The sequence below is a fragment of the Streptomyces sp. WMMB303 genome, assembly GCF_029351045.1.
In the GTDB taxonomy this organism is placed as follows: domain Bacteria; phylum Actinomycetota; class Actinomycetes; order Streptomycetales; family Streptomycetaceae; genus Streptomyces.
In genome coordinates this window covers 6,156,241-6,181,027 of sequence record NZ_JARKIN010000001.1, presented here as the reverse complement: position 1 = coordinate 6,181,027, position 24,787 = coordinate 6,156,241, and the positions used below count along the sequence as shown (strand labels likewise).

The 24,787-nt window shown below is 73.2% G+C and carries 18 protein-coding genes; 8 read left to right on the top strand and 10 right to left on the bottom strand.

Features of this window, described 5'->3' with window-relative positions; translation table 11 throughout:
- The first annotated feature begins 394 nt into the window (after nucleotides 1–394).
- Both groES and groL read left to right on the top strand, forming a co-directional pair.
- Entirely contained in the window at nucleotides 395–703 is a 309-nt protein-coding gene (gene groES / locus P2424_RS26795) for a co-chaperone GroES (protein ID WP_019354894.1), read from the top strand.
- Nucleotides 704–883: 180 nt separating this feature from the next.
- Entirely contained in the window at nucleotides 884–2,512 is a 1,629-nt protein-coding gene (groL, locus tag P2424_RS26790) for a chaperonin GroEL (RefSeq protein ID WP_276478270.1), read from the top strand.
- Nucleotides 2,513–2,647: 135 nt separating this feature from the next.
- Here groL and P2424_RS26785 read toward each other — a convergent pair whose 3' ends face one another.
- Together P2424_RS26785 and P2424_RS26780 are read right to left on the bottom strand one after the other, a co-directional pair.
- Nucleotides 2,648–3,421: an SDR family oxidoreductase gene (locus tag P2424_RS26785; RefSeq protein ID WP_276478269.1), complete on the bottom strand. Its 774-nt coding sequence runs from the start codon at nucleotides 3,419–3,421 to the stop codon at nucleotides 2,648–2,650.
- A 228-nt stretch (nucleotides 3,422–3,649) separates the two neighbouring features.
- Nucleotides 3,650–4,318, bottom strand: coding sequence for an MOSC domain-containing protein (locus tag P2424_RS26780; protein WP_276478268.1), 669 nt, complete (start codon nucleotides 4,316–4,318; stop codon nucleotides 3,650–3,652).
- A 90-nt stretch (nucleotides 4,319–4,408) separates the two neighbouring features.
- Between P2424_RS26780 and P2424_RS26775 the strand changes: the two genes are divergently transcribed.
- Nucleotides 4,409–5,320, top strand: a complete 912-nt coding sequence (locus tag P2424_RS26775; protein WP_276478267.1) for a LysR family transcriptional regulator — start codon at nucleotides 4,409–4,411, stop codon at nucleotides 5,318–5,320.
- A 160-nt stretch (nucleotides 5,321–5,480) separates the two neighbouring features.
- On the opposite strand, the gene P2424_RS26770 is transcribed toward P2424_RS26775, so the two are convergent.
- Nucleotides 5,481–5,921 carry a WhiB family transcriptional regulator gene (locus tag P2424_RS26770; RefSeq protein WP_276478266.1) on the bottom strand — a complete coding sequence of 147 codons (441 nt, stop codon included), beginning with the start codon at nucleotides 5,919–5,921 and terminating at the stop codon, nucleotides 5,481–5,483.
- A 366-nt stretch (nucleotides 5,922–6,287) separates the two neighbouring features.
- Here P2424_RS26770 and P2424_RS26765 point away from each other — a divergent pair, with 366 nt between their 5' ends.
- From P2424_RS26765 to P2424_RS26750, 4 genes are all read left to right on the top strand, one after another.
- Nucleotides 6,288–6,899: a response regulator transcription factor gene (locus P2424_RS26765; protein ID WP_003948568.1), complete on the top strand. Its 612-nt coding sequence runs from the start codon at nucleotides 6,288–6,290 to the stop codon at nucleotides 6,897–6,899.
- A 344-nt stretch (nucleotides 6,900–7,243) separates the two neighbouring features.
- The gene (locus P2424_RS26760; RefSeq protein ID WP_276478265.1) at nucleotides 7,244–7,858 is read left to right on the top strand and encodes a sigma-70 family RNA polymerase sigma factor; all 615 of its coding nucleotides are present in this window, start codon (nucleotides 7,244–7,246) and stop codon (nucleotides 7,856–7,858) included.
- Nucleotides 7,859–8,010: 152 nt separating this feature from the next.
- Nucleotides 8,011–9,516, top strand: a complete 1,506-nt coding sequence (gene guaB, locus P2424_RS26755) for an IMP dehydrogenase (protein WP_276478264.1) — start codon at nucleotides 8,011–8,013, stop codon at nucleotides 9,514–9,516.
- Nucleotides 9,517–9,639: 123 nt separating this feature from the next.
- Nucleotides 9,640–10,755, top strand: coding sequence for a GuaB3 family IMP dehydrogenase-related protein (locus P2424_RS26750; protein ID WP_276478263.1), 1,116 nt, complete (start codon nucleotides 9,640–9,642; stop codon nucleotides 10,753–10,755).
- Nucleotides 10,756–10,944: 189 nt separating this feature from the next.
- Here P2424_RS26750 and P2424_RS26745 read toward each other — a convergent pair whose 3' ends face one another.
- The 7 genes from P2424_RS26745 to P2424_RS26715 all read right to left on the bottom strand — a co-directional run bounded on the left by P2424_RS26745 (nucleotide 10,945) and on the right by P2424_RS26715 (nucleotide 22,655).
- Nucleotides 10,945–11,070 (bottom strand): hypothetical protein, encoded by a 126-nt coding sequence (locus P2424_RS26745; RefSeq protein ID WP_276478262.1) that lies wholly within the window; start codon nucleotides 11,068–11,070, stop codon nucleotides 10,945–10,947.
- 105 nt (nucleotides 11,071–11,175) lie between these two features.
- Nucleotides 11,176–12,237, bottom strand: coding sequence for a lantibiotic dehydratase C-terminal domain-containing protein (locus P2424_RS26740; RefSeq protein ID WP_276478261.1), 1,062 nt, complete (start codon nucleotides 12,235–12,237; stop codon nucleotides 11,176–11,178).
- Entirely contained in the window at nucleotides 12,234–14,966 is a 2,733-nt protein-coding gene (locus P2424_RS26735; protein ID WP_276478260.1) for a lantibiotic dehydratase, read from the bottom strand. The genes P2424_RS26740 and P2424_RS26735 overlap by 4 nt, the downstream gene beginning before the upstream one ends.
- Nucleotides 14,963–16,714: a nitroreductase family protein gene (locus tag P2424_RS26730; protein ID WP_276478259.1), complete on the bottom strand. Its 1,752-nt coding sequence runs from the start codon at nucleotides 16,712–16,714 to the stop codon at nucleotides 14,963–14,965. Before P2424_RS26730 ends, P2424_RS26735 begins: the two co-directional genes overlap by 4 nt.
- 32 nt (nucleotides 16,715–16,746) lie before the next feature.
- Nucleotides 16,747–18,738 (bottom strand): TOMM precursor leader peptide-binding protein, encoded by a 1,992-nt coding sequence (locus P2424_RS26725; RefSeq protein ID WP_276478258.1) that lies wholly within the window; start codon nucleotides 18,736–18,738, stop codon nucleotides 16,747–16,749.
- Nucleotides 18,735–21,146 carry a hypothetical protein gene (locus tag P2424_RS26720; RefSeq protein WP_276478257.1) on the bottom strand — a complete coding sequence of 804 codons (2,412 nt, stop codon included), beginning with the start codon at nucleotides 21,144–21,146 and terminating at the stop codon, nucleotides 18,735–18,737. Before P2424_RS26720 ends, P2424_RS26725 begins: the two co-directional genes overlap by 4 nt.
- A gap of 249 nt (nucleotides 21,147–21,395) precedes the next feature.
- Nucleotides 21,396–22,655, bottom strand: a complete 1,260-nt coding sequence (locus P2424_RS26715; protein ID WP_276478256.1) for a nucleotide sugar dehydrogenase — start codon at nucleotides 22,653–22,655, stop codon at nucleotides 21,396–21,398.
- 232 nt (nucleotides 22,656–22,887) lie between these two features.
- Here P2424_RS26715 and P2424_RS26710 point away from each other — a divergent pair, with 232 nt between their 5' ends.
- On the top strand, nucleotides 22,888–24,594 hold the full coding sequence (locus P2424_RS26710) for a glycerol-3-phosphate dehydrogenase/oxidase (RefSeq protein ID WP_276478255.1): 1,707 nt from the start codon (nucleotides 22,888–22,890) through the stop codon (nucleotides 24,592–24,594).
- Nucleotides 24,595–24,787: the final 193 nt, after the last annotated feature.

Below are 24,787 nucleotides of genomic sequence, written 5' to 3'. Positions count from 1 at the left end.
TCCCGCGTCCCGTGCGCCGGGCCGCCCCGGAAGTCCTGCTCGGGGCCCTGGAGAAGGCCGAGCACCTGCTGGGCGCCTGGAAGGGCGCGGGGAACCGCGCGAGTGACCAGGACGGCGCCGCGCCCGGCGGACAGCCGCGGTTCCGCGGCGAATCCCCGCGGAGAGCGAGTGAGGGGGGCGCCCTCTCACATCGGCGCGAGCCGGTGCGGCTAGCACTCCGCTTGACCGAGTGCTAAGCCAGGCATAATCTCGACCTTGGCACTCTCCCCGTGTGAGTGCCAGCAGTACGCGACGGGCAGATCCGGCACCCGCGACGACGGATCTACCAGGTCGCCACTCCAGACATAAGCCCTCAGTTTGACGTATTGAGATCTCCGAAGGGGGAGGTCGGATCGTGACGACCGCCAGCTCCAAGGTTGCCATCAAGCCGCTCGAGGACCGCATCGTGGTCCAGCCGCTCGACGCCGAAGAGACCACGGCCTCGGGCCTGGTCATCCCGGACACCGCCAAGGAGAAGCCCCAGGAGGGCACCGTCCTGGCCGTTGGTCCGGGCCGCTTCGAGGACGGCAACCGCCTGCCGCTCGACGTGTCCGTCGGCGACATCGTGCTCTACAGCAAGTACGGCGGCACCGAGGTGAAGTACAGCGGCGAGGACTACCTCGTCCTCTCGGCCCGCGACGTTCTCGCGATCGTCGAGAAGTAGTACGGCGAGAAGCAGTACGGACTACGGACGCGGCAGCTTTCCGAAGCCGCAGCGTGCAGTCGATACGCGCCCTGGTGCCCGCTCCTCGCGCGAGGTAGCAGGGACCAGGGCGCGGCTCGTACCGGCCGACACGGGCGCGTACGAGACGTGCGAGACGTGTGAGAGGACACAACAGCTTCCATGGCGAAGATCCTGAAGTTCGACGAGGACGCCCGTCGCGCCCTTGAGCGGGGCGTCAACAACCTCGCCGACACCGTGAAGGTGACCATCGGCCCCCGCGGCCGCAACGTCGTCATCGACAAGAAGTTCGGCGCCCCCACCATCACCAACGACGGCGTCACCATCGCCCGCGAGGTCGAGGTCGAGGACCCGTACGAGAACCTGGGCGCCCAGCTCCTCAAGGAGGTGGCGACCAAGACCAACGACATCGCCGGTGACGGCACCACCACCGCCACCGTGCTGGCGCAGGCGCTGGTCCGCGAGGGCCTGCGCAACGTCGCCGCCGGTGCCTCCCCGGCCGCCCTGAAGAAGGGCATCGACGCCGCGGTCGCCGCCGTCTCGGACGAGCTGGTCAAGACCGCGCGCCCGATCGACTCCAAGGAGGACATCGCCTCCGTCGCCGCCCTGTCCGCGCAGGACAAGCAGGTCGGCGAGCTGATCGCCGAGGCGATGGACAAGGTCGGCAAGGACGGCGTCATCACCGTCGAGGAGTCCCAGACCTTCGGTCTGGAGCTGGACTTCACCGAGGGCATGGCCTTCGACAAGGGCTACCTCTCGCCGTACTTCGTCACCGACCAGGAGCGTATGGAGGCCGTCCTCGACGACCCGTACATCCTGATCCACCAGGGCAAGATCAGCTCCATCCAGGACCTGCTGCCGCTGCTGGAGAAGGTCATGCAGGCCGGCTCCAGCAAGCCGCTGCTGATCATCGCCGAGGACGTGGAGGGCGAGGCGCTCTCCACCCTCGTCGTCAACAAGATCCGCGGCACCTTCAACGCCGTCGCCGTCAAGGCGCCCGGCTTCGGCGACCGCCGCAAGGCGATGCTCGGCGACATGGCGACGCTCACCGGCGCCACCGTCATCGCCGAGGAGGTCGGCCTCAAGCTCGACCAGGCCGGTCTCGACGTGCTCGGTTCCGCGCGCCGCGTCACCGTCACCAAGGACGACACCACGATCGTCGACGGTGCGGGCAAGGCCGAGGACGTGCAGGGCCGCGTCGCCCAGATCAAGGGCGAGATCGAGGCGACCGACTCGGACTGGGACCGCGAGAAGCTCCAGGAGCGCCTCGCCAAGCTGGCCGGCGGCGTGTGCGTGATCCGCGTCGGCGCGGCCACCGAGGTCGAGCTGAAGGAGAAGAAGCACCGCCTGGAGGACGCGATCTCCGCGACCCGTGCGGCGGTCGAGGAGGGCATCGTCTCCGGTGGCGGTTCCTCGCTCGTGCACGCGGTCAAGGTGCTGGAGGGCAACCTCGGCAAGGAGGGCGACGAGGCGACCGGTGTCGCCACCGTCCGCCGCGCCGCGGTCGAGCCGCTGCGCTGGATCGCCGAGAACGCGGGCCTGGAGGGCTACGTCATCACCGCCAAGGTCGCGGAGCTGGAGGCCGGCCAGGGCTTCAACGCCGCCACCAGCGAGTACGGCGACCTGGTCAAGGCCGGTGTCATCGACCCGGTGAAGGTGACGCGCTCCGCGCTGGAGAACGCCGCCTCGATCGCCTCGCTGCTGCTGACGACCGAGACCCTGGTCGTCGAGAAGCCGGCCGAGGAGGACGAGGCCGCCGGCGCGGGCCACGGCCACGGGCACGCCCACTGAGGCATCCCGCCGTCCGGTGAGGGCGCACCCCGTCGCGGGGTGCGCCCTCGCTGCTTTCCCCGGCTCCTCCGCGGCGGCCCGCGCCGCCCGGTCCCGCCGGGTGCGCCCCCGGTCCTGCCGGATGCCGCCTCGGTCCTACTTCGGGCCGTACTTGCGTCCCGTGGTCGAGGACGCCTTGGCCAGCACGCCGCGCGGGATGAGCCGGGAAGCGCCCAGCAGGGCCTTGTACCGGGGGTCGGGGACCGAGACCACCTTGCCGCGCGCGAGGTCCCGCAGCGCCGTCTCGACCACCTGGTCCGCGTCCAGCCACATCCACCGCGGAATGTCGGCGGAGTCCATCCCGGCCCGGTCGTGGAACTCCGTGCGGACGAATCCGGGGCACAGGGCCATCAGCCGCACGCCCTGACCGGCCAGGTCCTTGGCGGCGCCCTGGGTGAACTGGGTGACCCACGCCTTGGAGGCGCCGTAGGTGCCGCGGGGGAAGAAGGCGGCCACGGAGGCGACGTTGATGACCCCACCGCGCCCCCGCTCGCACATGGAGGCCGTCGCCGCCGAGGTGAGCCGCAGCACGGCTTCGCAGTGCACCTTGAGCATCGTCAGCTCGTCGGCGACGGACACCTCCAGGTAGCGGCCCTTGTTGCCGAACCCCGCGTTGTTCACCAGCAGGTCGACGGGGTGTTCCCGGGAGTTCAGCCGGTCCTCGACCGCGGCGATGCCCGCTTCCGTCGCCAGGTCGGCGGTGACGACGTCGGCCTCCACCCCGTGCCGGTCGTGCAGTTCGGTCGCCTCCCGCCAGAGCCGGTCGGTGTTCCGCGCGGCGAGCACGAGGTGGTAGCCGCGGCCGGCCAGCCGCCGGGCGAAGGCGGCGCCGATACCGGCGGTGGCTCCCGTAATCAGTGCAGTCGTCATGCGGCCACGCTATCGGCCCCGCACGGCTGCTGATGCGCCGTCCGGCCGCCTCGGCGAGGGTAGGGCACCCGTACGACCCTGTCGTACCGCCACCGCCGGACGAGGCTCCGCCGCCGGACCGGTCCGCGGCTCGCTCGACCACGCCACGGCCGGACTGCGGCCCGGGCGCCGCGTCGTGGCGGGCCGTCAGCCTCGCTTGGCGGCTCGTCAGCCGGGGACGGTGGTCCGTCAGCCGGGGATGCGGCGCAGCGCGTGCTCCCGCGCCTGCGGGTCCAGCGCCTCGCCCGCCGCCAGCACGCGCGGCAGCAGCTCGGGCTCCCGGGTCAGGGCGCGGAACACGAAGCTGACCGAGACCTCGTGGTCGGGGCGGTGGACGACGGTGACGGGGTCACCCGCGCGCACCGCGCCCGGCTCGACGACCCGCAGATAGGCGCCGGGCATCCGGCGGTCCGTGAACCGTTTGACCCAGCCCCGTTCGCTCAGCCAGCCCGCGAAGGTGCGGCAGGGTACCCGCATGGAGCACACCTCCAGCAGCGGTCCGGTGCCGGCTGTGCCGAGCTGCCAGCGCTCCCCGATGCGCGCGTCGTCGACCTGGACGCCCCGGGTGGTGAGGTTCTCGCCGAAGACGCCGTTGGGCAGCGCCCGGCCCAGCTCGCCTTCCCAGAAGTCCAGCTCCTCGCGCGCGAAGGCGTAGACCGCCTGCTCCTCGCCGCCGTGGTGGCGCAGATCGCCGATGGTGTCGCCGGCCAGCCCGCTGCCCCCGGTGCCGCGCGGGCCGGGGGCGGTGACGGTGACGGCGCCCTCGACGGGCTGCTTGTCGATGCCGGTCAGACCGCCTTCGGCGGCGGTGTGCTCCGAGCGGTGGGGTCTGGCGAGGTTGACGGAAAGCAGCTCCATGCGCCGAGGCTACCGAGGAGCGCTCCAAGGCGCGAGCGGGTTCCGGCGGCGATCCCCAAGGCAGGCTTATGCCCGCCTATGCTCGGGAGCATGATCGAGGCCCGTCATCTGCGCGTCCTGCGCGCGGTCACCCGAACCGGTTCCTTCTCCGCCGCGGCGCGCGAGCTGGGCTGTACGCAGCCCGCGGTCAGCCAGCAGATGAAGGCGCTGGAGGCCGCCGCGGGCACCCCGCTGCTGGTGCGGACGGGACGGGAGACGCGGCCGACCGAGGCGGGCGAGGCACTGGTACGGCACGCCACCGGGATCCTGGCGGGGCTGACGGCCGCCGAGGAGGAGGTGGCGGCGCTGGCCGGGCTGCGGGCCGGGCGGGTGCGGCTGGTCTCCTTCCCCAGCGGCAGTTCCACGCTGGTGCCCACCGCCGTCGCGGCGATGCGGGCCGCTCATCCGGGCACCCGGGTCTCGCTGGTCGAGGCGGAGCCGCCGCGCTCGGTGGAGATGCTGCGGGCGGGGGACTGCGAGATCGCGCTGGCCTTCCGCTACGACCCGGTGCCCGGGGAGCATGTCCCGGCCGAGGACTGGGAGGCGGACGACCTGGTGGTCCGGCCGCTGCTGACCGACCGGCTGGTGGGGCTGGTGCCGGAGGGGCACCCCTTCGCGGACGCGGAGGAGGTCGGCATCGGCACCCTCGCCGAGGAGCCGTGGATCGCGGGCTGCCCCCGCTGCCGGCGGCATCTCGTCCAGGTGTGCGAGGCGGCGGGGTTCACGCCGCGGATCGACTTCGCGACCGATGACTATCCGGCGGTGGTGGGTCTGGTCGGCGCGGGTCTGGGGGTCGCGGTGCTGCCGGAGCTGGCCGTGGAGTCGGTGCGTCCGCGGGGGACACGCGCCGTCCGGGTGGTGCCGGCCGTGCAGCGTGAGGTGGTCGCGCTGACGCTGCCCGACCTCGCGCGGGTGCCCGCCGTCGCCGCGATGCTGGACCGGCTCGTGGCGGCCCGCGGCTGACGGCCGCCCGGTCGGGCCCGGGGTCCTCCGAGCCCGGCCGGGTGGCTGGTCGGGTGGTGGTGTGCCGCGTGAGGGAACGTTTCCGCGGAGCCGTCCGGGTTCCTCGGGGCCGCGTGGTGCCCGGGGTCCGGTCGGCCGGGCGGGAGCCGAGGGGGCGCGCTCACATCTCGCCGACCGGTTCCACGGCGTGCTCGCTCGCACCTTCGTGGGCGGACGTACCGTCCGGAGCCTCCGTACCGCCCCGGGGTGCCCCGTCCGGAGCGGCTCCGCCAGGAGTCGACGGCCGCTGATCCTGCGCGGGGCTGTGTGTGGTCACCAGCCGGTTCCGGGCCCGGCCCAGCAGCTCCTCGCGCTCGTCCTCGGTGAGCCCGCCCCACACCCCGTAGGGCTCGCGTACCTGGAGAGCGTGCGCCGCGCACTCGGCGCGCACGGGGCAGCGCATGCACACCTCCTTGGCGGACGCCTCCCGCGCACTGCGGGCGGCGCCGCGCTCCCCCTCGGGGTGGAAGAACAGCGAACTGTCCACCCCCCGGCAGGCGGCCAGAAGCTGCCAGTCCCACAGATCCGCGTTGGGTCCAGGAAGGCGGGAGAAGTCTGCCATCGCGTCTCTCCTGAGTGCTGCTGGAGGTGATCTGACACTCGTGCGTAAATATGACTCTTTCGCGAATCTAGCGATCAAACTCGCAAAACGGAAGTAATGCATCTGAATAGGGCACTTCAGGATTAATGGTGCGTCGGTCGCCACAAAGGCGGGATGTTGCTGATCTGTGCACAGGCGCTCACGTAGAGTGCTGAGAACGGCGGCTGGAAGCCGTAACTCTTTCGGGTGACCGTCGTTGAGAGAGCGAAAGCGATTGGTTCGGAACCGGCCCGGGGCGCAGGCCGCCGCGGCCGTCAATCGCGCAGGTGACGATTCTCAAGCAGCCTGGAGGCTCAAGGTGATGCGCATCAGCAGCGGAGGGCGGCCATGACATCCGTCCTCGTATGCGACGACTCCCCGCTCGCCCGAGAGGCCCTGCGCCGCGCGGTCGCGACCGTGCCCGGCGTCGAGCGTGTGACGACGGCGGCCAACGGCGAGGAAGTCCTCCGCCGCTGGGGCGCCGACCGGTCCGACCTGATCCTGATGGACGTCCGGATGCCCGGCCTGGGCGGAGTGGAGACCGTGCGGCGGCTGCTCTCCGCCGACCCCGGCGCCCGCATCATCATGCTGACGGTGGCCGAGGACCTGGACGGCGTCGCGCTGGCCGTCGCGGCCGGCGCCCGCGGGTACCTGCACAAGGACGCCTCCCGCGCCGAGCTGCGCGCGACCGTCACCCAGGCGCTGGCCGACCCCACCTGGCGGCTCGCCCCCAGGCGGCTGCGGTCGGCCGAGATGGGCGCGGCGCCGACCCTCACCGCGCGGGAGATCCAGGTGCTGGAGGGCATGAGCCACGGCCGCTCCAACGCGGAGATCGGGCGTGAGCTCTTCCTCTCGGAGGACACCGTCAAGACGCACGCCAGGCGGCTCTTCAAGAAGCTCGGTGCCTCGGACCGCGCGCATGCGGTGGCGCTCGGATTCCGCTGGGGCCTCGTCCGCTGACCTGGTGCCGGGTGTCCGCCCGGGGGCACCTCCCGGCCGCAGGCCGAGCACGTCCCGTCTCGCACGGCAATCGCCCGTCCGCCCGCTCGTCCGCGCCCGGAACCGGTCGCCGACGAGTGGGACGGCGGCCCCGGCCGGTCCGGTGTTCCCGCGGATTTCCCCCGCGGCTGCCGAGAAATCTCGCGCGTGCCGCATGCTTGTTGTATGGAGTTCCTCGGGGACCTGTCGGTCAGGCGTGAGGGGAGGGCGTGGACATGAGGGCCAGTGCGCCTGCTCATAACGCTTCGGCTCACTTCTACGAGCGCGGTGCGGCGAACCGCGCGGCGTCGGTGCACCATGGACCGATGCGCGACGACGAGAGCGGTCCGCCGCCGACCGGGGCCGCGGAGGCGGCCGAGGTCGCCAAGGTGGGCAAGCTCGTCCAGCGCGCTGTCGAGGGCGACAGCCAGGCCACGCACGATCTGCTCGCCCATGTGCACCCGCTGGCCGTGCGGTACTGCCGTACGCGGTTGACCCGACTGCCCGGTGACGCGCGTCACTTCGTCGACGACCTCGCCCAGGAGGTCTGCATCGCGGTGCTCTGCGCGCTGCCGCGCTACCGGGACACCGGCAAGCCGTTCGAGGCGTTCGTCGTGGCCATCGCCCAGCACAAGGTCGCCGACCTGCAGCGGGCCGCGATGCGCGGGCCCGGCTCCACCGCCGTGCCCTCGGACGAGATGCCCGAGCGGCCCGACGACTCCCTCGGTCCCGAGGAGCGGGCGCTGCTCAGCAGTGACGCGGAGTGGGCCAAGAAGCTGCTGGCGAACCTGCCCGAACACCAGCGTGAGCTGGTGCTGCTGCGGGTCGCCGTGGGGCTGACCGCGGAGGAGACCGGGCAGCTGCTGGGAATGTCACCCGGAGCCGTCCGTGTCGCCCAGCACCGGGCCCTCAGCCGGCTGCGGGCCCTGGCCGAGCAGTAGTTCCGCCGCACGTGAGCGACGTGCGTGGGGGTTTCCCGCGCACGCGGGCACCCGGGTCGCCCGGGGGCCGGAGGTTGTCCACAGGCGGTCCGGTCACCCGTCCGGGCCCGTTAGCATGGACATCCGGCCGGGGCAAGCATGGGAAAGGTGTCATGACTGAGAACGTCGACGGAGTGCCCGCAAAATTCGCCACTCTGGGCCTGACATACGACGACGTACTGCTGCTGCCAGGCGAGTCGGACATGGCACCGCAGGACATCGACACCGCGTCGTACGTCTCGCGCAACGTACGGGTCAACGTGCCGCTGCTGTCCGCCGCCATGGACAAGGTCACCGAGGGCCGGATGGCCATCGCGATGGCCCGGCAGGGCGGCGTGGGCGTGCTGCACCGCAACCTCTCGATCGAGGACCAGGCCAACCAGGTCGACCAGGTCAAGCGGTCCGAGTCCGGGATGGTCACCGACCCCATCACCATCCGCCCCGACGCCACCCTCCAGGAAGCCGACGCGCTCTGCGGCCGGTTCCGCATCAGCGGCGTCCCGGTCACCGACGCCGCGGGCAAGCTCCTGGGCATCGTCACCAACCGCGACATGGCCTTCGAGCTGGACCGCAGCCGCCAGGTCCGGGATGTCATGACGCCGATGCCGCTGGTCACCGGCGAGGTCGGGATCTCGCGGGACGCCGCGATGGAGCTGCTGCGCCGCCACAAGATCGAGAAGCTGCCGCTGGTGGACGGCGGGGGCACGCTCAAGGGCCTGATCACCGTCAAGGATTTCGTCAAGGCGGAGCAGTACCCGAACGCCGCCAAGGACGCCGAGGGCCGGCTGGTCGTCGGTGCCGCCGTCGGGGTCGCGGGCGACGCCTACGACCGGGCCCAGGCGCTGATCGAGGCGGGTGTCGACTTCGTCGTCGTCGACACCGCGCACGGCCACTCGCGGCTCGTCGGCGACATGATCGCCAAGATCAAGTCGAACCACCCGCGCGTCGACGTCGTCGGCGGCAACATCGCCACCCGCGACGGCGCCAAGGCGCTGATCGACGCCGGTGCCGACGGTGTGAAGGTCGGTGTGGGCCCCGGCTCCATCTGCACCACCCGCGTCGTCGCCGGAATCGGTGTCCCCCAGGTCACCGCCATCCACGAGGCGTCGCTGGCCGCGCGGGAGGCCGGTGTCCCGGTCATCGGCGACGGCGGTCTGCAGTACAGCGGCGACATCGCCAAGGCCCTGGTCGCCGGCGCCGACACGGTGATGCTCGGCAGCCTGCTCGCCGGCTGCGAGGAGTCGCCCGGCGAGCTGCTGTTCATCAACGGGAAGCAGTTCAAGTCCTACCGCGGCATGGGCTCGCTCGGCGCGATGCAGACCCGCGGTGACAGCAAGTCCTACTCCAAGGACCGTTACTTCCAGGAGGGCGTCAGCGGCGACGACAAGCTGATCCCCGAGGGCGTCGAGGGCCAGGTCTCCTACCGCGGCCCGCTCGCCGCCGTGGTGCACCAGCTCGTCGGCGGGCTGAAGCAGTCCATGTTCTACGTCGGCGGCCGCACCGTCCCCGAGTTGCAGGATCGCGGGCGCTTCGTCCGCATCACCGCGGCCGGGCTCAAGGAGAGCCACCCGCACGACGTGCAGATGACGACCGAGGCTCCGAACTACTCCCGGAGCTGACCCCGGCGCCGGCGCGCGGGCGCCGGGCCGGCCCGTCCCCGAGCCCGCGGCCCTCCCGGAGCCGCGGGCTCCGGCGTGTCGGCGATACTGGACCGCGGCACACCAGAGTGAGAGGCAGCAGACGTGACTGAGATCGAGATCGGGCGCGGCAAGCGCGGACGGCAGGCGTACGCCTTCGACGACATCGCGGTGGTGCCCAGCAGGCGCACCCGCGACCCGAAGGAGGTCTCCATCGCCTGGCAGATCGACGCCTACCGCTTCGAGCTGCCGTTCCTCGCCGCACCGATGGACTCGGTCGTCTCCCCGCGTACCGCCATCCGCATCGGAGAGCTGGGCGGGCTCGGGGTGCTCAACCTCGAGGGCCTGTGGACCCGGTACGAGGACCCGGAGCCGCTGCTGCGGGAGATCGGGGAACTCGACGAGGCGACAGCCAACCGGCGGATGCAGGAGATCTACGCCGAGCCGATCAAGGAGGAGCTGATCGGGCAGCGGATCAAGGAGGTCCGCGATTCCGGCGTGGTGACTGCCGCCGCGCTGTCTCCGCAGCGCACGGCGCAGTTCTCCAAGGCCGTGGTGGACGCGGGCGTGGATCTGTTCGTCATCCGCGGCACCACGGTCTCCGCCGAGCACGTCTCCGGCGCCGCCGAGCCGCTGAACCTCAAGCAGTTCATCTACGAGCTGGACGTGCCGGTCATCGTCGGCGGCTGCGCCACCTACACCGCGGCGCTGCACCTGATGCGCACCGGCGCCGCGGGTGTCCTCGTCGGCTTCGGCGGAGGCGCAGCGCACACCACGCGGAACGTGCTGGGCATCCAGGTGCCGATGGCGAGCGCCGTCGCCGATGTCGCCGCGGCCCGGCGCGACTACCTGGACGAGTCCGGTGGGCGCTATGTGCATGTCATCGCGGACGGCGGCGTCGGCTGGTCCGGCGACCTGCCCAAGGCGGTCGCCTGCGGCGCCGACGCCGTGATGATGGGCTCCCCGCTGGCCCGGGCCTCCGACGCGCCCGGCAAGGGTCACCACTGGGGCATGGAGGCCGTGCACGAGGACGTGCCCCGCGGTCGCCGCGTCGACCTGGGTGCGGTCGGCACCATGGAAGAGGTCCTGCTCGGCCCCTCGCACATTCCCGACGGTTCGATGAACTTCTTCGGCGCGCTGCGGCGGGCCATGGCGACCACGGGGTACTCCGACCTCAAGGAGTTCCAGCGGGTCGAGGTGACCGTCGCCCGCTCCCGCTGACCCCTGCGGGGGCGACTCCCTTCGCGGGGAGCGTGTCCGCGGGAGGGGTCCGGAGTGCTCCCGCAGCCGAAGGCCCTCCGGCGCTCGTCGGATGCGGGAAGGCGCGGGGGAGTTCTCGGGTGCCTGGGCTACGGGACGGTTCACCCGCCCTCGGCGGGCGGGTGAACCGCCGCGGTCTCACCGCGAAGGTCAGAGGATCGTGTCGTGGCAGTGCGAGCCGGTCGTGGTGCAGCTTGCGATCACCTGCGGCGGCTCCTCGATCTCCTCGATCTCGAAGACCTCGGCTTCCAGCCTGGTCAGTTCGTCAGCGAGCATGTGCCCCAACTCCCTCTCGAATCACATGAGTTACTCGGGTGCCCGTCATTGTGGAGACGTGCGTTCGTCAGGGTCAAGAGCCGTCGCCGAGCAGTCGGAGTACCGTCACCCACGTTCGGCCAGGGCGCGGCGCAGCATGGCGGCCAGGTAGTCCTCGCTGCTCGCGGTCACCCCGAGCCGGTTGCACAGCATGTGCGTGAAGAGGGCCAGCAGCACGTTGCGGGCCGCGTCGGGGTCAACCGACCCGGCGCGTGTGTCGGAGACCAGTTCGCCGCGCCGGGCGGCTTCGTCGATGCGGGTCCGCAGTGCGCCGCCGTGTTCGGCCCAGCGGCGGAGGTATCCGGTGAGGCGCTCGGGTCGTCCGCCGAGTATGCCCGTGCACAGTGTCGCCACCTTGTCGCCCAGCGGGCCCGCCATGCGCCGGTAGGCGTCGTCGTAGCTGCTGTAGCGCTCGTGGAACAGCGTCTGCCAGGCGGCCATGCGGTCGTCGAAGAAGGCCACGGCACGGTCGGTGTCCTGGAGCACCGACAGCGCGAGGGCCGCCATCAGCTGTGCGGCGGTGCCCAGCCGTGCGCTGCCGCTGCGGGTGGCGGCGGAGGCCAGCAGGTCGAGGACGAGGTCGCTGGAGTGCTCCGCGTGCCATTCGGCCAGCGCGACGCCTGCGGGGCCGCGGTAGCGTGCCAGTTCGGGTTCGTAGTCGAGGTAGGCGAGTGTGTTGTCGGGGCGGCGCGGCATGCGCGTGGCGTCCGGACCGTAGCGGGCGTTCCACTGGGCCTCGGAGAACTCGAGGTGGAAGCGCCGGCGGTAGAGGTCGTCGCTCAGTTCGGTGCGGGGGTCGTGGACTGCGGGGTGGCGGTGCAGGTAGGCGCCGACGTCTTCTTCGACGATGCGGGTGAGGGCGGGTACGGCGTCGAGGTCGACAGGCTGTATCCGCAGCCGTAGGTGGGCGCCCTCCAGCCAGTGCCGCAGGAAGTAGCAGCCCTGGGCGAGGCCCTCACGCCGCAGCCGGGCGAAGAGGGGGCGGACGCAGTCGGCCAGCAGCGGGTCGCGGTCGGCGGAGTAGTAGAGGTGTGCGGACAGCCACTGTCCGGGCCGCAGTGCGGTGGGTGAGCGGTCGTCGACGTTGAGAGGCGTGACCCGTCCGTGCTGCCGGGAGGGCGTCGTCATCGGGAGATCTCCTTCCCGGGTGCGGGGTCGGTGTGCGGAGTGGTGGGCGCGGCGTCCAGTTCGACGCACACTTCTGAGACGTGGCTGCTGCCGTCCAGGCTCAGCGCTGCTTCGTCGATGTCGGGGAGGAGCTCGGTGAAGACCGCCTGGGAGCAGCCGCGCAGCCGATGGTCGAGCAGGGCGAGGGAGAGCGGGCTGTCGGCGTCCACGGCTTGAGGTTTGGTGTCGGTGTCCGTACGGGCCATGACCCGTGTCGGCAGCCCGGCCGCCTGCCACCAGCGCCGCCGGGCCAGGAGGCCGTGTGCGCTGTCGGCCGGGGGCTGCGCGGGCGGCAGCCCGGCCCGCTCGAAGTGCCAGGAGCGGCGGGTCAGCACCAGGGGCCCGCAGCGTACGCGCGGGCGGTGGGCCGGCACCGTGGCACGGTCGAGGCACTGCCATACGTCGCCCGCCATCGGCATGGACGCCGGTGAAAGCGTCAGCAGCGTGCGCTGGATGCGGGGCAGCGCCATGGGCACCAGACCGCCCAGCCACAGGGGTACGACCCGCTTGCCCAGGCGCGCCGAGCGCAGTTGCAGCTCTCCGCTCTCCTCGTCGTCGACCAGGGTCAGCTCTTCGACGGGGAGGCGTCCCGACGGCGGCCCGTGCCCGGTGTCGGCGGGACCGACGAGGCGGTACGGCGCCAGGGCGGGGCGCAGCGTGACGTTCGAGGTGTCGTAGCCACCGCTCAGGTCCGCGAAGACGGCGCCTGGCGGCGACAGTTCCTCGTGCCGTGCACGCAGTGCCTCGGTCACCGCGTGCTCGGTCTGCGGTCGGGGCGTGAAGGAGCGGGCGAAGCGGGCGAGGGGCTGCCCGAGGCCGGTGTGCACCCAGTTGAGCACCGCGCGCGGTGTGTGCGGGGTGGACCCGGCCCACTGGAGATAGCACGCGTAGCTTCGCGGCAGGGTGCCGCTCTCGGGCGGCAGCAGGGCCGTCGCCCGCTCCAGCGCCTCGTCGGGCAGGACGACTTCGGGCGCGTCGGGTGGGTGCGCGTCGAGGGCGGTACGCACGGTGCGGGCGAACTCCTCGTGGGCCGCGCTCAGCGCCGCGATGTCCGGGGCCGCGAGCGGATTGGCGCGCGGCTGGTAGGTGCCGTCCGCCGTGAGCGTGCCCAGCGGCGTGCGAAGGTCCGACAGCAGGTGGCCGCACGTCCGGTAGAGGTCGTGTGCGAAGCCCGGCACGTCCTGGCAGGTTCCGCCGGGGCCGTGGCGGGACCGGAAGTGTGCGCGGGCCAGCAGCCGGTCGCCGAGCAGCAGGTCGAAGGCCGGTAGCAGCCGGGCGAACCGCCGTAGCGCGGGCAGCGGTCCGTCCTCCCACGCGGCACGGCCGGCGATTCCCGACCCGGCGAGCACGGCGTCCTCGTAGACGGCCGTGCGGGGCACGACGGGCTCCGCCCGGCCGAGTCTGCGCTGGGTGGCGGCGGTCGCGGCACGCAGTGCTGCCGTGCGCCGGGAGCGTTCCTCGGGTGGTGTCAGGGGGTGCGCGCCGGCGAGGGCCCCGAGCCGGTCGAGGTCTTCGGCGAGCAGGGCGGGCGCACCGGTCGGCCCGTGCAGTTCGCGCAGCCGGGAGGCCAGTGCCGCCACCGGGTCGGGGTGGTGGACGTCGAGGGCGAGCGCGGGGGTGACCAGCAGGCCGCATTCCACCAGCCGGTCCAGGTAGCGGAAGAGCTGGTCGCGGGGCCTGCGGTCGGGATCGGCCCGGTGCAGGGCGTCGACGAGTTGCGGGAGGGTGAGCCCGTCGCCCGGAGCGATCTCGAGGAGTTCCAGCGCCTCCTCCAGGACGGGGCCCGCCGGAAGCCGGAACGGCTCCTCGTAGAGGATTCCCGGGGCGGCCAGGGTGATGCCGGGGTCGACTTCGCGGTAGCGGCGGCGCGTGTAGTGGAGCCGCCCGCCGGCCTTGCGCCGCCCGCCCACCGCACGGAAGGGCAGCGCGGCGCGCGTGGCCGGGTCCTCGAGAGCCGCGCGGGCGATTTCGTGGACGGCGGTGAGGTTGGGCCGGGCCCGCAGCAGGGGCCGCACGTCCTGCCCTTTCGGCGGCGGACCGAGCCGCAGGGCCTCCCCCGATTCGGTGAAGCGGCCGCGGGAGAGGGAGGTGAAGGTGCTGAAGGGGCTGGTCTTGAGCGCCGCCCGGTAGACGTAGGAGACCAGGGCGCGCTCCGCCTTCCTGCGACGCTTGTCCCCGGGGGTGGTGGCTTCGGAGGCCAGATATGCGGGCAGGGCGGCGTCGAGGGAGGGGGAGGCCGCTTGGATGCCGGCGCGGAGGACCGGGTCGCGGGCGAGAGTGTGCAGCCAGGAGCGGGCTGTGGCGAGTTCGCCGGCCAGGGCCCGTTCGGCGGCGGCGAGTGCGTCCTCGTAGCGGCTGCGCACCGACAGCCAGCGGGTGACTGGCGGTGGTACCGGACCGGCGGCCCGCTCCGTCCGGGGTGTGCGGGCGTTGTGGATGTCGCGGCGGAGCGCGAGCAGTTCGCGTCTGACGGCTGCCCGGCCGGCCTGGGCGACGGCCTCCGCGAGGGCGTCCTCCGCCTCGGGTGCGAGCGCCGCCGCCTCGTCCTCCAGCGTGAGCGCGTGCCGCAGCCATGCCTCGGTGTCCCGGGCGCGCAGCGGGCCGAGGGCCGACAGTGGCAGCCCGGCGACGCGGAGGACGAAGTCGGGGGCGAGGACGAAGGGAGCGGGGGAGGGGATGGCGGGCGTCACAGGTCGGTCCCCTCCGTGCGGGGGCTGGGGCTGCGAGGGGTGACGGGTGCGTCGAAGCGGGCCCTGCCGGGGCGTTCGTGCCCCGCCATGAGGAGCAGCAGTGGCCAGGTGCCGGTGCCGACGGCGGGTGCGAGGGCCGTGTGCACGGCCTCGTAGTCGAAGCCGAGCGCGGCACCGCAGCCGGTTCCGAGGGCGGCCGCGGCGAGGTAGACGGCCTGGGCGACGGCGCCTGCCTCGGCGTTGAGCAGCCGGTAGCCGCGCGGTCCCGCGGCGGCGATGACGGCGTGCGGGCGGGCCAGGACGAACAGGGCGACGGCGGCCTGTTCGAGGTTGTAGTTGGTGAGCGTGTAGGCCCGTTGCAGGAACGGGTGCGGTGCCGGGCCGGGCAACGGGACGAGGGCGTGAGCCGCGGGGTCGTGCAGGTAGGGACCGGCCGGCACACCCGCCACGTGCTGCACGAAGACCGCCGCCCGGGTCAGCGGAGCCTGGCCGGTCCCCAACCGGCGTCCGGCGGCGGCCGCGCTCAGCAGCGCCGACAGCTCCTCGGTGCCGAGCGGGCGGTGCGCGCAGAACCGGCCGAAGCTGCTGCGCCGGTCGGTGAGCGCCGCTGCGACACCGCCGGAGAGCGGGGCGGGCTCGGGCAACGGGACGGTGGCGGTCAGGGAGTCCGGCCTGCCGGGGGTACCGGATGTACCGCGCGTACCGGGCCCGGTCCGGGCGGGAGTCACGTGTGCCGCCTCGGCCAGTGTCTCGGGTGCCGGGAACGGCCGAAGGTCGTGGACCGCCGCGAGGTGGGCCGCCTCGGCCGCGGGGAATCGCCTGACGGTAGAGGACCGTTCGGCCACGTCTGCCGTGACGGCCGGAGGGCGCGGGGGCGCCGGGCGCGGGTCCGGGCCGTCGTGGGCGCCCTCCTCGGGTACGTCGTCGGCAGGGCGCCGCCAGGGCAGTGGCACCACGGCGAGGACGCTCTCGGTGGCGGGGTCCAGGCCCAGCAGGTGATCCAGTCGCGGTTCGTCGTGGCACAGCAGCGGCCGCAGTTCGATGCCGCAGGCGGCTGCCCAGGTCTGCCAGGTCCGCAGCAGGCAGCCGAGGTCCATGGTGACGCAGTGGTAGCCGAACTCCCCGTATTTGAAGGCGTTCTGCCACAGCCGGGTGGTCACCAGGAGGAACTGCTCCGCTGTGTCCGCGCCGAGTCCCGACGCGGCACGCACCTGGGACGAGAGCGGCGCGGTGGCGACGCGGCGGAGGGAGTGGGTGGGCTGTTCGTAGTGGTACACGCCCGGCAGCGGGCCGCCGCCCCGGCCGCACACCCAGTACAGCTCGCACGGGTACAGACCGCCACCGGCCGCGCTGCCACGGGCCCACTCCGCGTTCGAGTAGGCCGCCTGGCCGCGCCGACCGGGGTTGGGGTCGATCCGGAGACGACGGGAGAGCCAGCCGTAGGAGTGGCGCAGCATGCCCGCGAGGAGCGGCAGGGTGAACACCGCCTCCCCGTCAGGACGGCGTCCGGGACGCCGGTCCAGGAGGACCTCACCCAGCTCCAGCGGGGGCTGCGGCACCCGCTCGGGCAGCGGGAATCCGGGCGCTCCGCGGTAGACCTTGTGGCTTCGGGGCCGGTCCTGCCAGTCCGGCTCGAAGGGCTCGGCCTCCATCGGGACCGAGGCGCGCCGCAGCACCGCGTCCAGATAGCGGGTGACGGTCGCGGCACCGCCGTCCATGGCCGGGCCGGGCTCCGGACTGTCGGGCACCCTGTGCACCATTCCCCCTTCCCTCTCATCCCTCACATGAACGGGTGCGGAGCCGGGTTGAGCCCTTCCGCGGTCAGGTCGTGGTCGCGCAGCCCGGCGCTGCGCAGCGCGGTGCGGGCTCGGGCCATACCGGGCGCCCGGTGTCGCCGTGCGCCGAAGTCGATCGGCAGCAGTCCGGGCACCAGCACCCGCACCACGCTGGTTCCGGTCGCCCGCTGTTCCGGCCCCGTCTGGTCGACGACGATCGTGTCGAAGCCCCGGGCCGCGAGCAGGTCCCGGCAGTGGCGCACGGCGGCGGACAGTTCGACGGCGGGCGGTGCGCCGCCGTCCTCCGCGCGGCCGGCGGCGTGCCCGCCGTCGCGGAAGACCTCTGTCCAGGGCTGTGGCCGCTCCGGCGAGTCGAGGAGGAACTCTGCGTGCGGCTTCATCTCGGGGAGGCCGTAGAGCGCGGCGTGGTCGGCGAGTTCGCGTACCAGGCCGAAGTCGCGCGCCATGGTGCGCAGCCGTTCCTGGTCGGCGACGGTGCGCTCGGCGAAGCCCGACAGCTGGCTGGCGACCTCGCGCGCCGCCGACTCGGCCGCGCGCTCGGGGTCGAGCGCGGCGGCGCTGGAGAGGCACAGCGCGCCCGGTCCGCCGTCCTCGCGGATCGCGACCGCGGTCACGACGGGCACCGGTACGTCGATCCGGTTGTCGAGCAGCCGGAGCCGGTAGCCGCCGCGCCGCATCCGCTCGGCGAGGAAGCGGAGCGGGCGAGAGCGGCAGCTCTCCACCGCGATCGCGGGCAGCCTGGCCCGCCCGAGCCAGGCCGCGAGGAAGGCGTCCCGCTCCACCACCTCCAACAGCCCGTGCAGCACCGCTTCCTCCGGACAGGAGCCGCCCGCACACCCGCTGGAGGTCTCGACCGCGAAGTACGGGCCGGGGCCGGCCAGCCGGTAGCGGGCCATCTGCTCGGGCACCAGCACCGGCTGCTCGTCCCGCAGCGACCAGCCCCACACCCACGGCAGGACGAGGTCCTCGTCGTACGGGGCGAACTGCGAGGCCGCGCCCTCGAAGAAGTCCGCCGGGGGAAGGCCGCAGGCCCGCGGGTCCACCGAAGGGTGCCGCAGCCGGGACCGGGCGGCGCGGACCGGTGCCTGGCCGCCTTCGCGCAAGCCCGCCAGCCGCTCCAGCCCCTCGCACAGGGCGAGGGCGCCGCTGTCCCGGTAGGTGTCGGCATGCCCGCTCCAGTGCACGTCGAGGAGGCGGGCTCCGCCGCGTACAGCGAATCGGCCGCTCGCCGGGGCCGTGTTGCGAGCTTCGCGGTCCGGCCGCACGCCTGTCCCCAGCGCCCCGCACACGGGGTTGGCGAGCGCGTCGGCGGCCCACCGGGGCACCGCCTGTGCGGGGCTCAGCAGCCGGGATGAGCCTGGTGGGGGGCGAAGCCCGGGCCGCAGGGGGATGGCCGCGCTCCTGGCGGAGCGCGGGACAGCGGCCTCGTGTCCGCCGCACCGGGGACAGGCGGGGTCGGCCAGCAGCCGGGCTCGTTCCACGCCCAGGGTGTCCAGCGCGAGCCGGTGGACGGTGCCGACGCCGGCGTCGGACGGCTCCCGGTGGCCGGTCGCGAGCACGGAGGCGACCAGGTGGGCGAGCATGTCGAGAGCGAAGGGGGTCAGATACGGGTTCGGGGCGGCCGCGTGGTGGGGCGCCCGGGGCCCGCGCTCGACGGCGTCGCGTTCCACGGCGGGCCGCAGCGCCTGCCAGCGGGTGGCCACGCAGTGGAAGCAGGGCCGTCCGGCAGTCGGCCGCACCGGTCCGATGGGCCCGAGCAGCGCGTACCTGCCGTGCAGATGTACCGGAACGAGGGCGGCCCCGGGGAGGGGGTCGGGGGGATCGTCGGGGGCGGCGAAGGCGTCGGACACGCCCAGCAGCCGTACGTGCAGGGCCCAGGAGGGGGCGCTCGGGCCCGCCGCGCGCAGCCGGTGCGCCAACTCTTCCTCGACGCGGAGCCGGTCGCTCTCCGGTGGAGCCTGGGCGGAGGAGCTCACTCCGGTCCCTCCGGGGTCGTCCGCAACAGCACCCGTACGGTCTCCATCCCGCCCGCGCGCAGGTCGGGGGGTGTCGTCACCGCGACGAGCACGTCCCGGCCCGGCACCGTCCGCGGCCACGCGGGCTCCTGCCGGGAGGAAGCCGGGCCCGCACCGGCGTCCGGCAGGGGAGCGGGCGGTGCGGCCGCTGCCCGGAGGGCCTCCGCGTCGTCTCGCAGGGCATCGGCGTCGAACCCGGGCATCAAGGGGGTGCCGAGGTCCGTCTCCTGTCCGTCGTGGGCCAGTTGAAGCGTGCCGAGCAGATCGCGCAGGGCGTGTACGACGGCCTCGGCTCGGGTGGTGCCGTGGCCCAGCGCCTGGGCGGTGCGGTGGTGCGCTGGCTGGGCAGTGCCGTGGCCGGGCGGCGCTGTGGTGCGGGGGCCTTGCGCCGGGGCGGGGCCGGCGGGCGGCGGGCCGGCGGCGGGGGCCTGGCCGGTGGCGAGCGCGGCAACGGCGTACGCGGGGGCCGCGCCCGGGAACTCCAGGAGCGTCACCGGCTGGTCGAGGTGGCCGAGCGAACGGAGCAGGAAGCCCGCGTCGCCGTCGGCCGCCGCGTCGACCGGCAGTATGCGCGCGGCGGCGCTTCCACGCAGCGCCGCGACGACGCCCTCGAAGGCCAGGGCCGAGAGCAGTCCGGCCCGCGCGGCGGCCTCGAGGGTGGAGCCCGCGCCCGCACCGGCGCCGCCTGGTTCGAAGCGGCGGTCGCGATTGAGGGCACCGCCGGGGTGCACCGCTGCGGCCGGGACGGCGACGGTCGGCCCGGCCGCGGCAGGTGTCTGCCGCGCGGTGGGATTCCACCGCCACGCGCGCAACCACGGCGTCTGACCGTCGCCGCCGTCCGGCCCGTCCGGGGCTGCCATGCCGCTCCAGGTACTCAGTTCGTGGGCGGGCACGCGCAGGCAGGAGGAGTCCGCGAGGTGCGGCGCGGCGCTGCGCGGCATGCCGTGTGCGTGCAGCAGCGACTCGTACACGAGCGCGGCGGAGGTGCGGGCCGCCGTCCGTGCGTCGGTCTGGGTGCCGAGAGCGAAGGCGGTGACGGTCCGTGCCGGGAGCGCGGACGGGCCGGGCGCGGCGACCTCCACGGCGGCGGAGCGCAGCGGGGACTGCGGGAGAGCGTCGTCGGCGTAGCGCCGGAACACTCCCGCGTACGTACCGAACAGCACCTTCTCCCGTCCTTGGGCTCCTTCCTGTTCGTGGCCGGAGCCGCCGGGTGGGCACGGTTCGGCGGACGGGCTGCTTCCGCTGCGGGCGGCCGGCGGCTCGCCGCACGCCTCGCAGTCGGGGTGGGCGAGCAGCGTCTGCCGGGAGGTCTCCAGGGTCGCGCTGTCCTGGAGGAGGAGGGAGCCCGCGCTCTCCGCGGGCAGGGCTCCTGTGCGGTGCCGGAAGACGTCGAACGCGAGCGTCGTACCGAGCATCCGTGCGAGCTGCGTGTCGGGCCCGGCGGCCGGACGTCCCGTGCAGATGGCCCGCAGGAAAGCCGCGGCGGCTGCCGGCTCCAGGCCGCCCGCGAGCCGCAGCACGGCGCACTGCCAGCAGCCCGCGGCGCGCTCCCGGTCGGCCGCCCCCTCGCCGTGCCCCGGGCCGGGCACCAGCGGTCCGATCACCGCCGTGCCGTCCAGCACGGTCAGCGGCAGCAGCGCGGGGCCGCCATCGAGCGCCGCGCGGTTGCGTTCGAACAGTTCTCCGGGACCCGTCCCGCACGCCACGACCACGTCCGCATCCCGGTCGGCGTGGTCCGGCCCGCCGCTGTCGTCCTGGTCCCGACGCGGCAGCACCTCGGCGTCGCAGCCGGCGGCGTGCAGTTCTTCGAGTTCCGGTCGGAGCCGCGCCGAGAGTTCGGGGCCACCGGTGAGTGTGACGGTGCGCAGCCCGTTGCGCAGCAGGGTCGCGGCGCAGCTCTCGGCGGCCTCGCCCCGGCCCGCGATCAGAACCCGGGTGTCGCGGAAGCGGGTGAAGGCCGCGGTCGCGGAGCCGCGGAGTTGATGGTCGAGGTAGGCGAGCTGGTCGGCGAAGCGGGCCGCGATCGCCTCGGCCGGTGGCCCGCCTCCGGCACCCGCGGTCGGCTCCGGGGGGCGCAGATCGTGCACGACGCCGCGTTGCAGCAGCGTCCGCACGATTCCGACGACGGCGTCGGCGTGTTCCCCGGGCAGCCCTTCGCAGAGCTCGGCGACCGTGTTCGCCCCGGTCAGATGCGGCGTCAGGCGGCACATCCACGCGTAGGCGGTACGCCCCCTGAGGACGAACTGGCCTTCGGGGTACTGGAGGAGCACTCCATGGTCGGTCGCCGTGAACAGTGCGTCCGCCCGCAGCCTGGGGCGTATGTCGTGGAGGGCGTCCACCTGGCGGCTCCCGTACCTCGTTGTGGGCACCGGCCCTTGCTCGCGGACGAGGGTGCGTGCGCGGTCGAACAGATGAGTGATCAGGGACGGTACCCGGTCTCCGGCACGGTGTCAGCGGAGATCGAGAATCCGTACCTCCGGGCGGCACGGGGGTGGATGTGCGGGAGGTGCCAGGGGGCGGTGCGGTGGTGCACGGCGGAGCCCGGTCGGGTGACGTGGTCCGCCTTTCTCCTGGTGCATCGCGGGACGCACGGGCCGGAACGGGCCCCGGCAGCGGGGTCAGAGGCGGTGTGCCGCACCGGTGGGGCTCGCTCCGCGGGTGTCGAGGAGGAGTTGCGCTTTCGCGGCGAGCCCCTGCAGGTCGTAGCGGCGATGATGCTGCAACAGCAGGGTGAGGTCCGCGTCCGCGGCGGCCTCGTACAGTGCGTCGGCGCGGGGTACGGGCCGGCCCGCGACGCGCCACTGCGGCACGTAGGGGTCGTGGTAGCTGAGTTGGGCGCCGAGTTCTTTGAGGCGGCCGGCGACTTCGCGGGCTGGGGCGCCCTCCTGGCTGGCGAGGTCGGGTTTGTAGGTCACGCCGAGCAGCAGGATGCGTGCGCCGCGGGCGGATTTGCCGTGTTCGTTCAGCAGTACGGCGGCGCGTTGGGCGACGTAGCGGGGCATGCGTTCGTTGACTTCCTGGGCGAGTTCCACCATGCGCAGCGGGTAGCCCAGCGAACGGCTGTGGTAGGAGAGGTAGTTGGGGTCGATGGGCACGCTGGGGCCGCCGACGCCGGGGCCGGGCCGGAAGGACTGGAAGCCGAAGGGCTTGGTCTCCGCGCACCGCACCACGTCCCACAGGTCGATGCCGAGGTCGTGGCAGAAGACGGCCATCTCGTTCATGAGGGCGATGTTGATGTGCCGGTAGTTGGTCTCCAGGAGCTTGGCGGTCTCGGCCTCGCGCGGCCCCCGGGCACGGACGACCTTGGTGAGCCGCCCGTAGAACGCGGCGGCGGCTTCGGTGCAGGCGGGGGTGAGGCCGCCGATGACTTTGGGGATGGCGGTGTAGTCGTGGGTGCGGTTGCCGGGGTCGACCCGGGAGGGTGAGCAGGCGAGGTGGAAGTCGCGCCCGGCCCGCAGCCCGGACCCCTCTTCCAGCAGCGGCCGTACGACGTCCTCCGTGCAGCCGGGGTGGACGCTGGACTCGACGACGACGAGGGTGCGCGGGCGCAGCCGGGCGGCCAGGGTGCGGGCGGCGGTGCGGACGGCGCTCAGGTCGGGTGCCCGGTTGGGGCCGAGTGCGGTGGCCGCGCAGATGACGGCGGTGCGCACCTGTCCGAGGACGGCCGGGTCGCTGCTGGCGCCGAAGCCTTTGGCGAGCATCCGCCGTACCTCGGCGGCGGCGAGCGGCGCGTCTCCCGGTGGCCGGCCCGCGCCGATATCGGCGACGACACCGCGGTCGGGGTCGTACCCGATGGTGCTGATTCCGTTCGCTGTCGCTGCCTGGGCGAGCGGCAGCCCCGAATGGGCGAGTCCCAGCACGGCGAGATCTGCGGGCATGACAGCGGTCTTCCCTTCCCCTTATCGTCCCGGTTCCGTCCCCGGGCAGCACCGGGAGTGGCGAGCGGCGCAAATTAAGGTTAAGAGCCCATATGACAGACAAGTCGGATTGCGCACTCAGCGGGGCCGAGGCTCGGCCAAAGTCGCGGGAATGGGGGACCATCGTCAGGGGGACCACGGGGGCGGTGTCCGAGTACTGACGAGCACCAGTCGAGCAGCATGGGAGGCAGCAGTGAGGACAGCGGCACTGGGACCGGAGCAGCGCGCGGACGCGCTGGCGAGGATGGCCGAGACCGAACTCGACGTGCTGGTGGTCGGTGGCGGCATCGTCGGCGCGGGTACGGCGCTGGACGCGGTCACCCGCGGCCTGTCCACCGGGATCGTGGAGGCCCGTGACTGGGCGTCGGGTACCTCCAGCCGCTCCAGCAAGCTCATCCACGGCGGTCTGCGCTATCTGGAGATGCTGGATTTCGCACTGGTGCGCGAGGCGCTCAAGGAACGCGGGCTGCTGCTGGAGCGGCTGGCGCCGCATCTGGTCAAGCCGGTTCCGTTCCTCTACCCGTTGCAGCACCGCGGCTGGGAGCGGCTGTACGCGGGCACCGGCGTGGCGATGTACGACGTCATGTCGGTCTCCTCCGGGCACGGCCGCGGTCTGCCGAGGCACCGCCATCTCTCGCGCCGTCATGCGCTGCGGGCCGCTCCCGCGTTGAAGAAGGGGGCGTTGGTGGGTGCGCTGCAGTACTACGACGCGCAGGTGGACGACGCCCGCTTCGTCGCCACGCTGGTGCGCACGGCGGCGGAGTACGGGGCGCGCGCGGCCAACCGTGCGCGGGTGGTCGGCTTCCTGCGGGAGGGTGAACGTGTCGTCGGCGCCCGGATCGAGGATCTGGAGCAGGGCGGCGAGTACGAGGTGCGGGCCCGTCAGGTCGTCAACGCGACCGGCGTGTGGACGGACGACACCCAGGGGCTGATCGCCGAGCGGGGCCAGTTCCACGTCCGCGCCTCCAAGGGCATCCATCTCGTCGTCCCCAAGGACCGCATCAACTCCACGACCGGGCTCATCCTCCGGACGGAGAAGAGCGTGCTGTTCGTCATTCCGTGGGGCCGGCACTGGATCATCGGCACCACGGACACCGGCTGGGACCTGGACAAGGCGCACCCGGCCGCCTCCAGCGCCGACATCGACTACCTGCTCGACCACGTCAACGAGGTGCTGGCGGTCCCGCTGACGCGGGACGACGTGGAGGGCGTCTACGCGGGCCTGCGGCCGCTGCTGGCGGGCGAGTCGGAGGCGACGAGCAAGCTGTCCCGCGAGCACACGGTGGCCCACCCGGTGCCCGGGCTCGTCGTCGTCGCGGGCGGCAAGTACACGACCTACCGGGTGATGGCCAAGGACGCGGTGGACGAGGCGGTGCACGGACTCCACCACCGGGTCGCCGAGTGCGTCACCGAGGAGGTGCGGCTGGCCGGGGCCGAGGGGTACGCCGCGCTGTGGAACGGACGCGCGCGCCTGGCGCAGCGTGCCGGACTGCATGTGGCCCGGGTGGAGCATCTGCTGGGCCGCTACGGCTCGATGACGGAGGAGGTGCTCGACCTGATCGCGAAGGAACCCGCGCTGCGCGAGCCGCTGCCCGCCGCCGACGACTACCTCAAGGCGGAGGTCGTCTACGCCTGCACGCACGAGGGGGCCCGTCATCTGGACGACGTGCTGACCCGCCGCACGCGCATCTCCATCGAGACCTTCGACCGGGGCGCACGGAGCGCACGGGAGTGCGCCGAGTTGATGGCACCGGTGCTGGGCTGGGATTCCGACCAGGTGGACCGGGAGGTCGAGCACTACCAGAAGCGGGTCGAGGCGGAGCGCGAGTCGCAGCTTCAGCCGGACGACCAGACGGCGGACGCCGCGCGGTTGGGGGCACCCGACATCGTGCCCGTGTAGCCGGCTGCGCGGGAGCGCCGCGGCGCCGGGGGGCCCGTCGCGGGTCCCCCGTTGGGCTGGTCATGGCCGCGACGACTGTTGGGCGTGTGAACCCCGGTGAGGAGTGGTGGGGCTGTGGTGTAACTGTGCTGCCCCCGTACACGTCTTGTCGGGGTGATGGTTCACAATGAAGGCTCTGCCGGGGGCGGGCTCT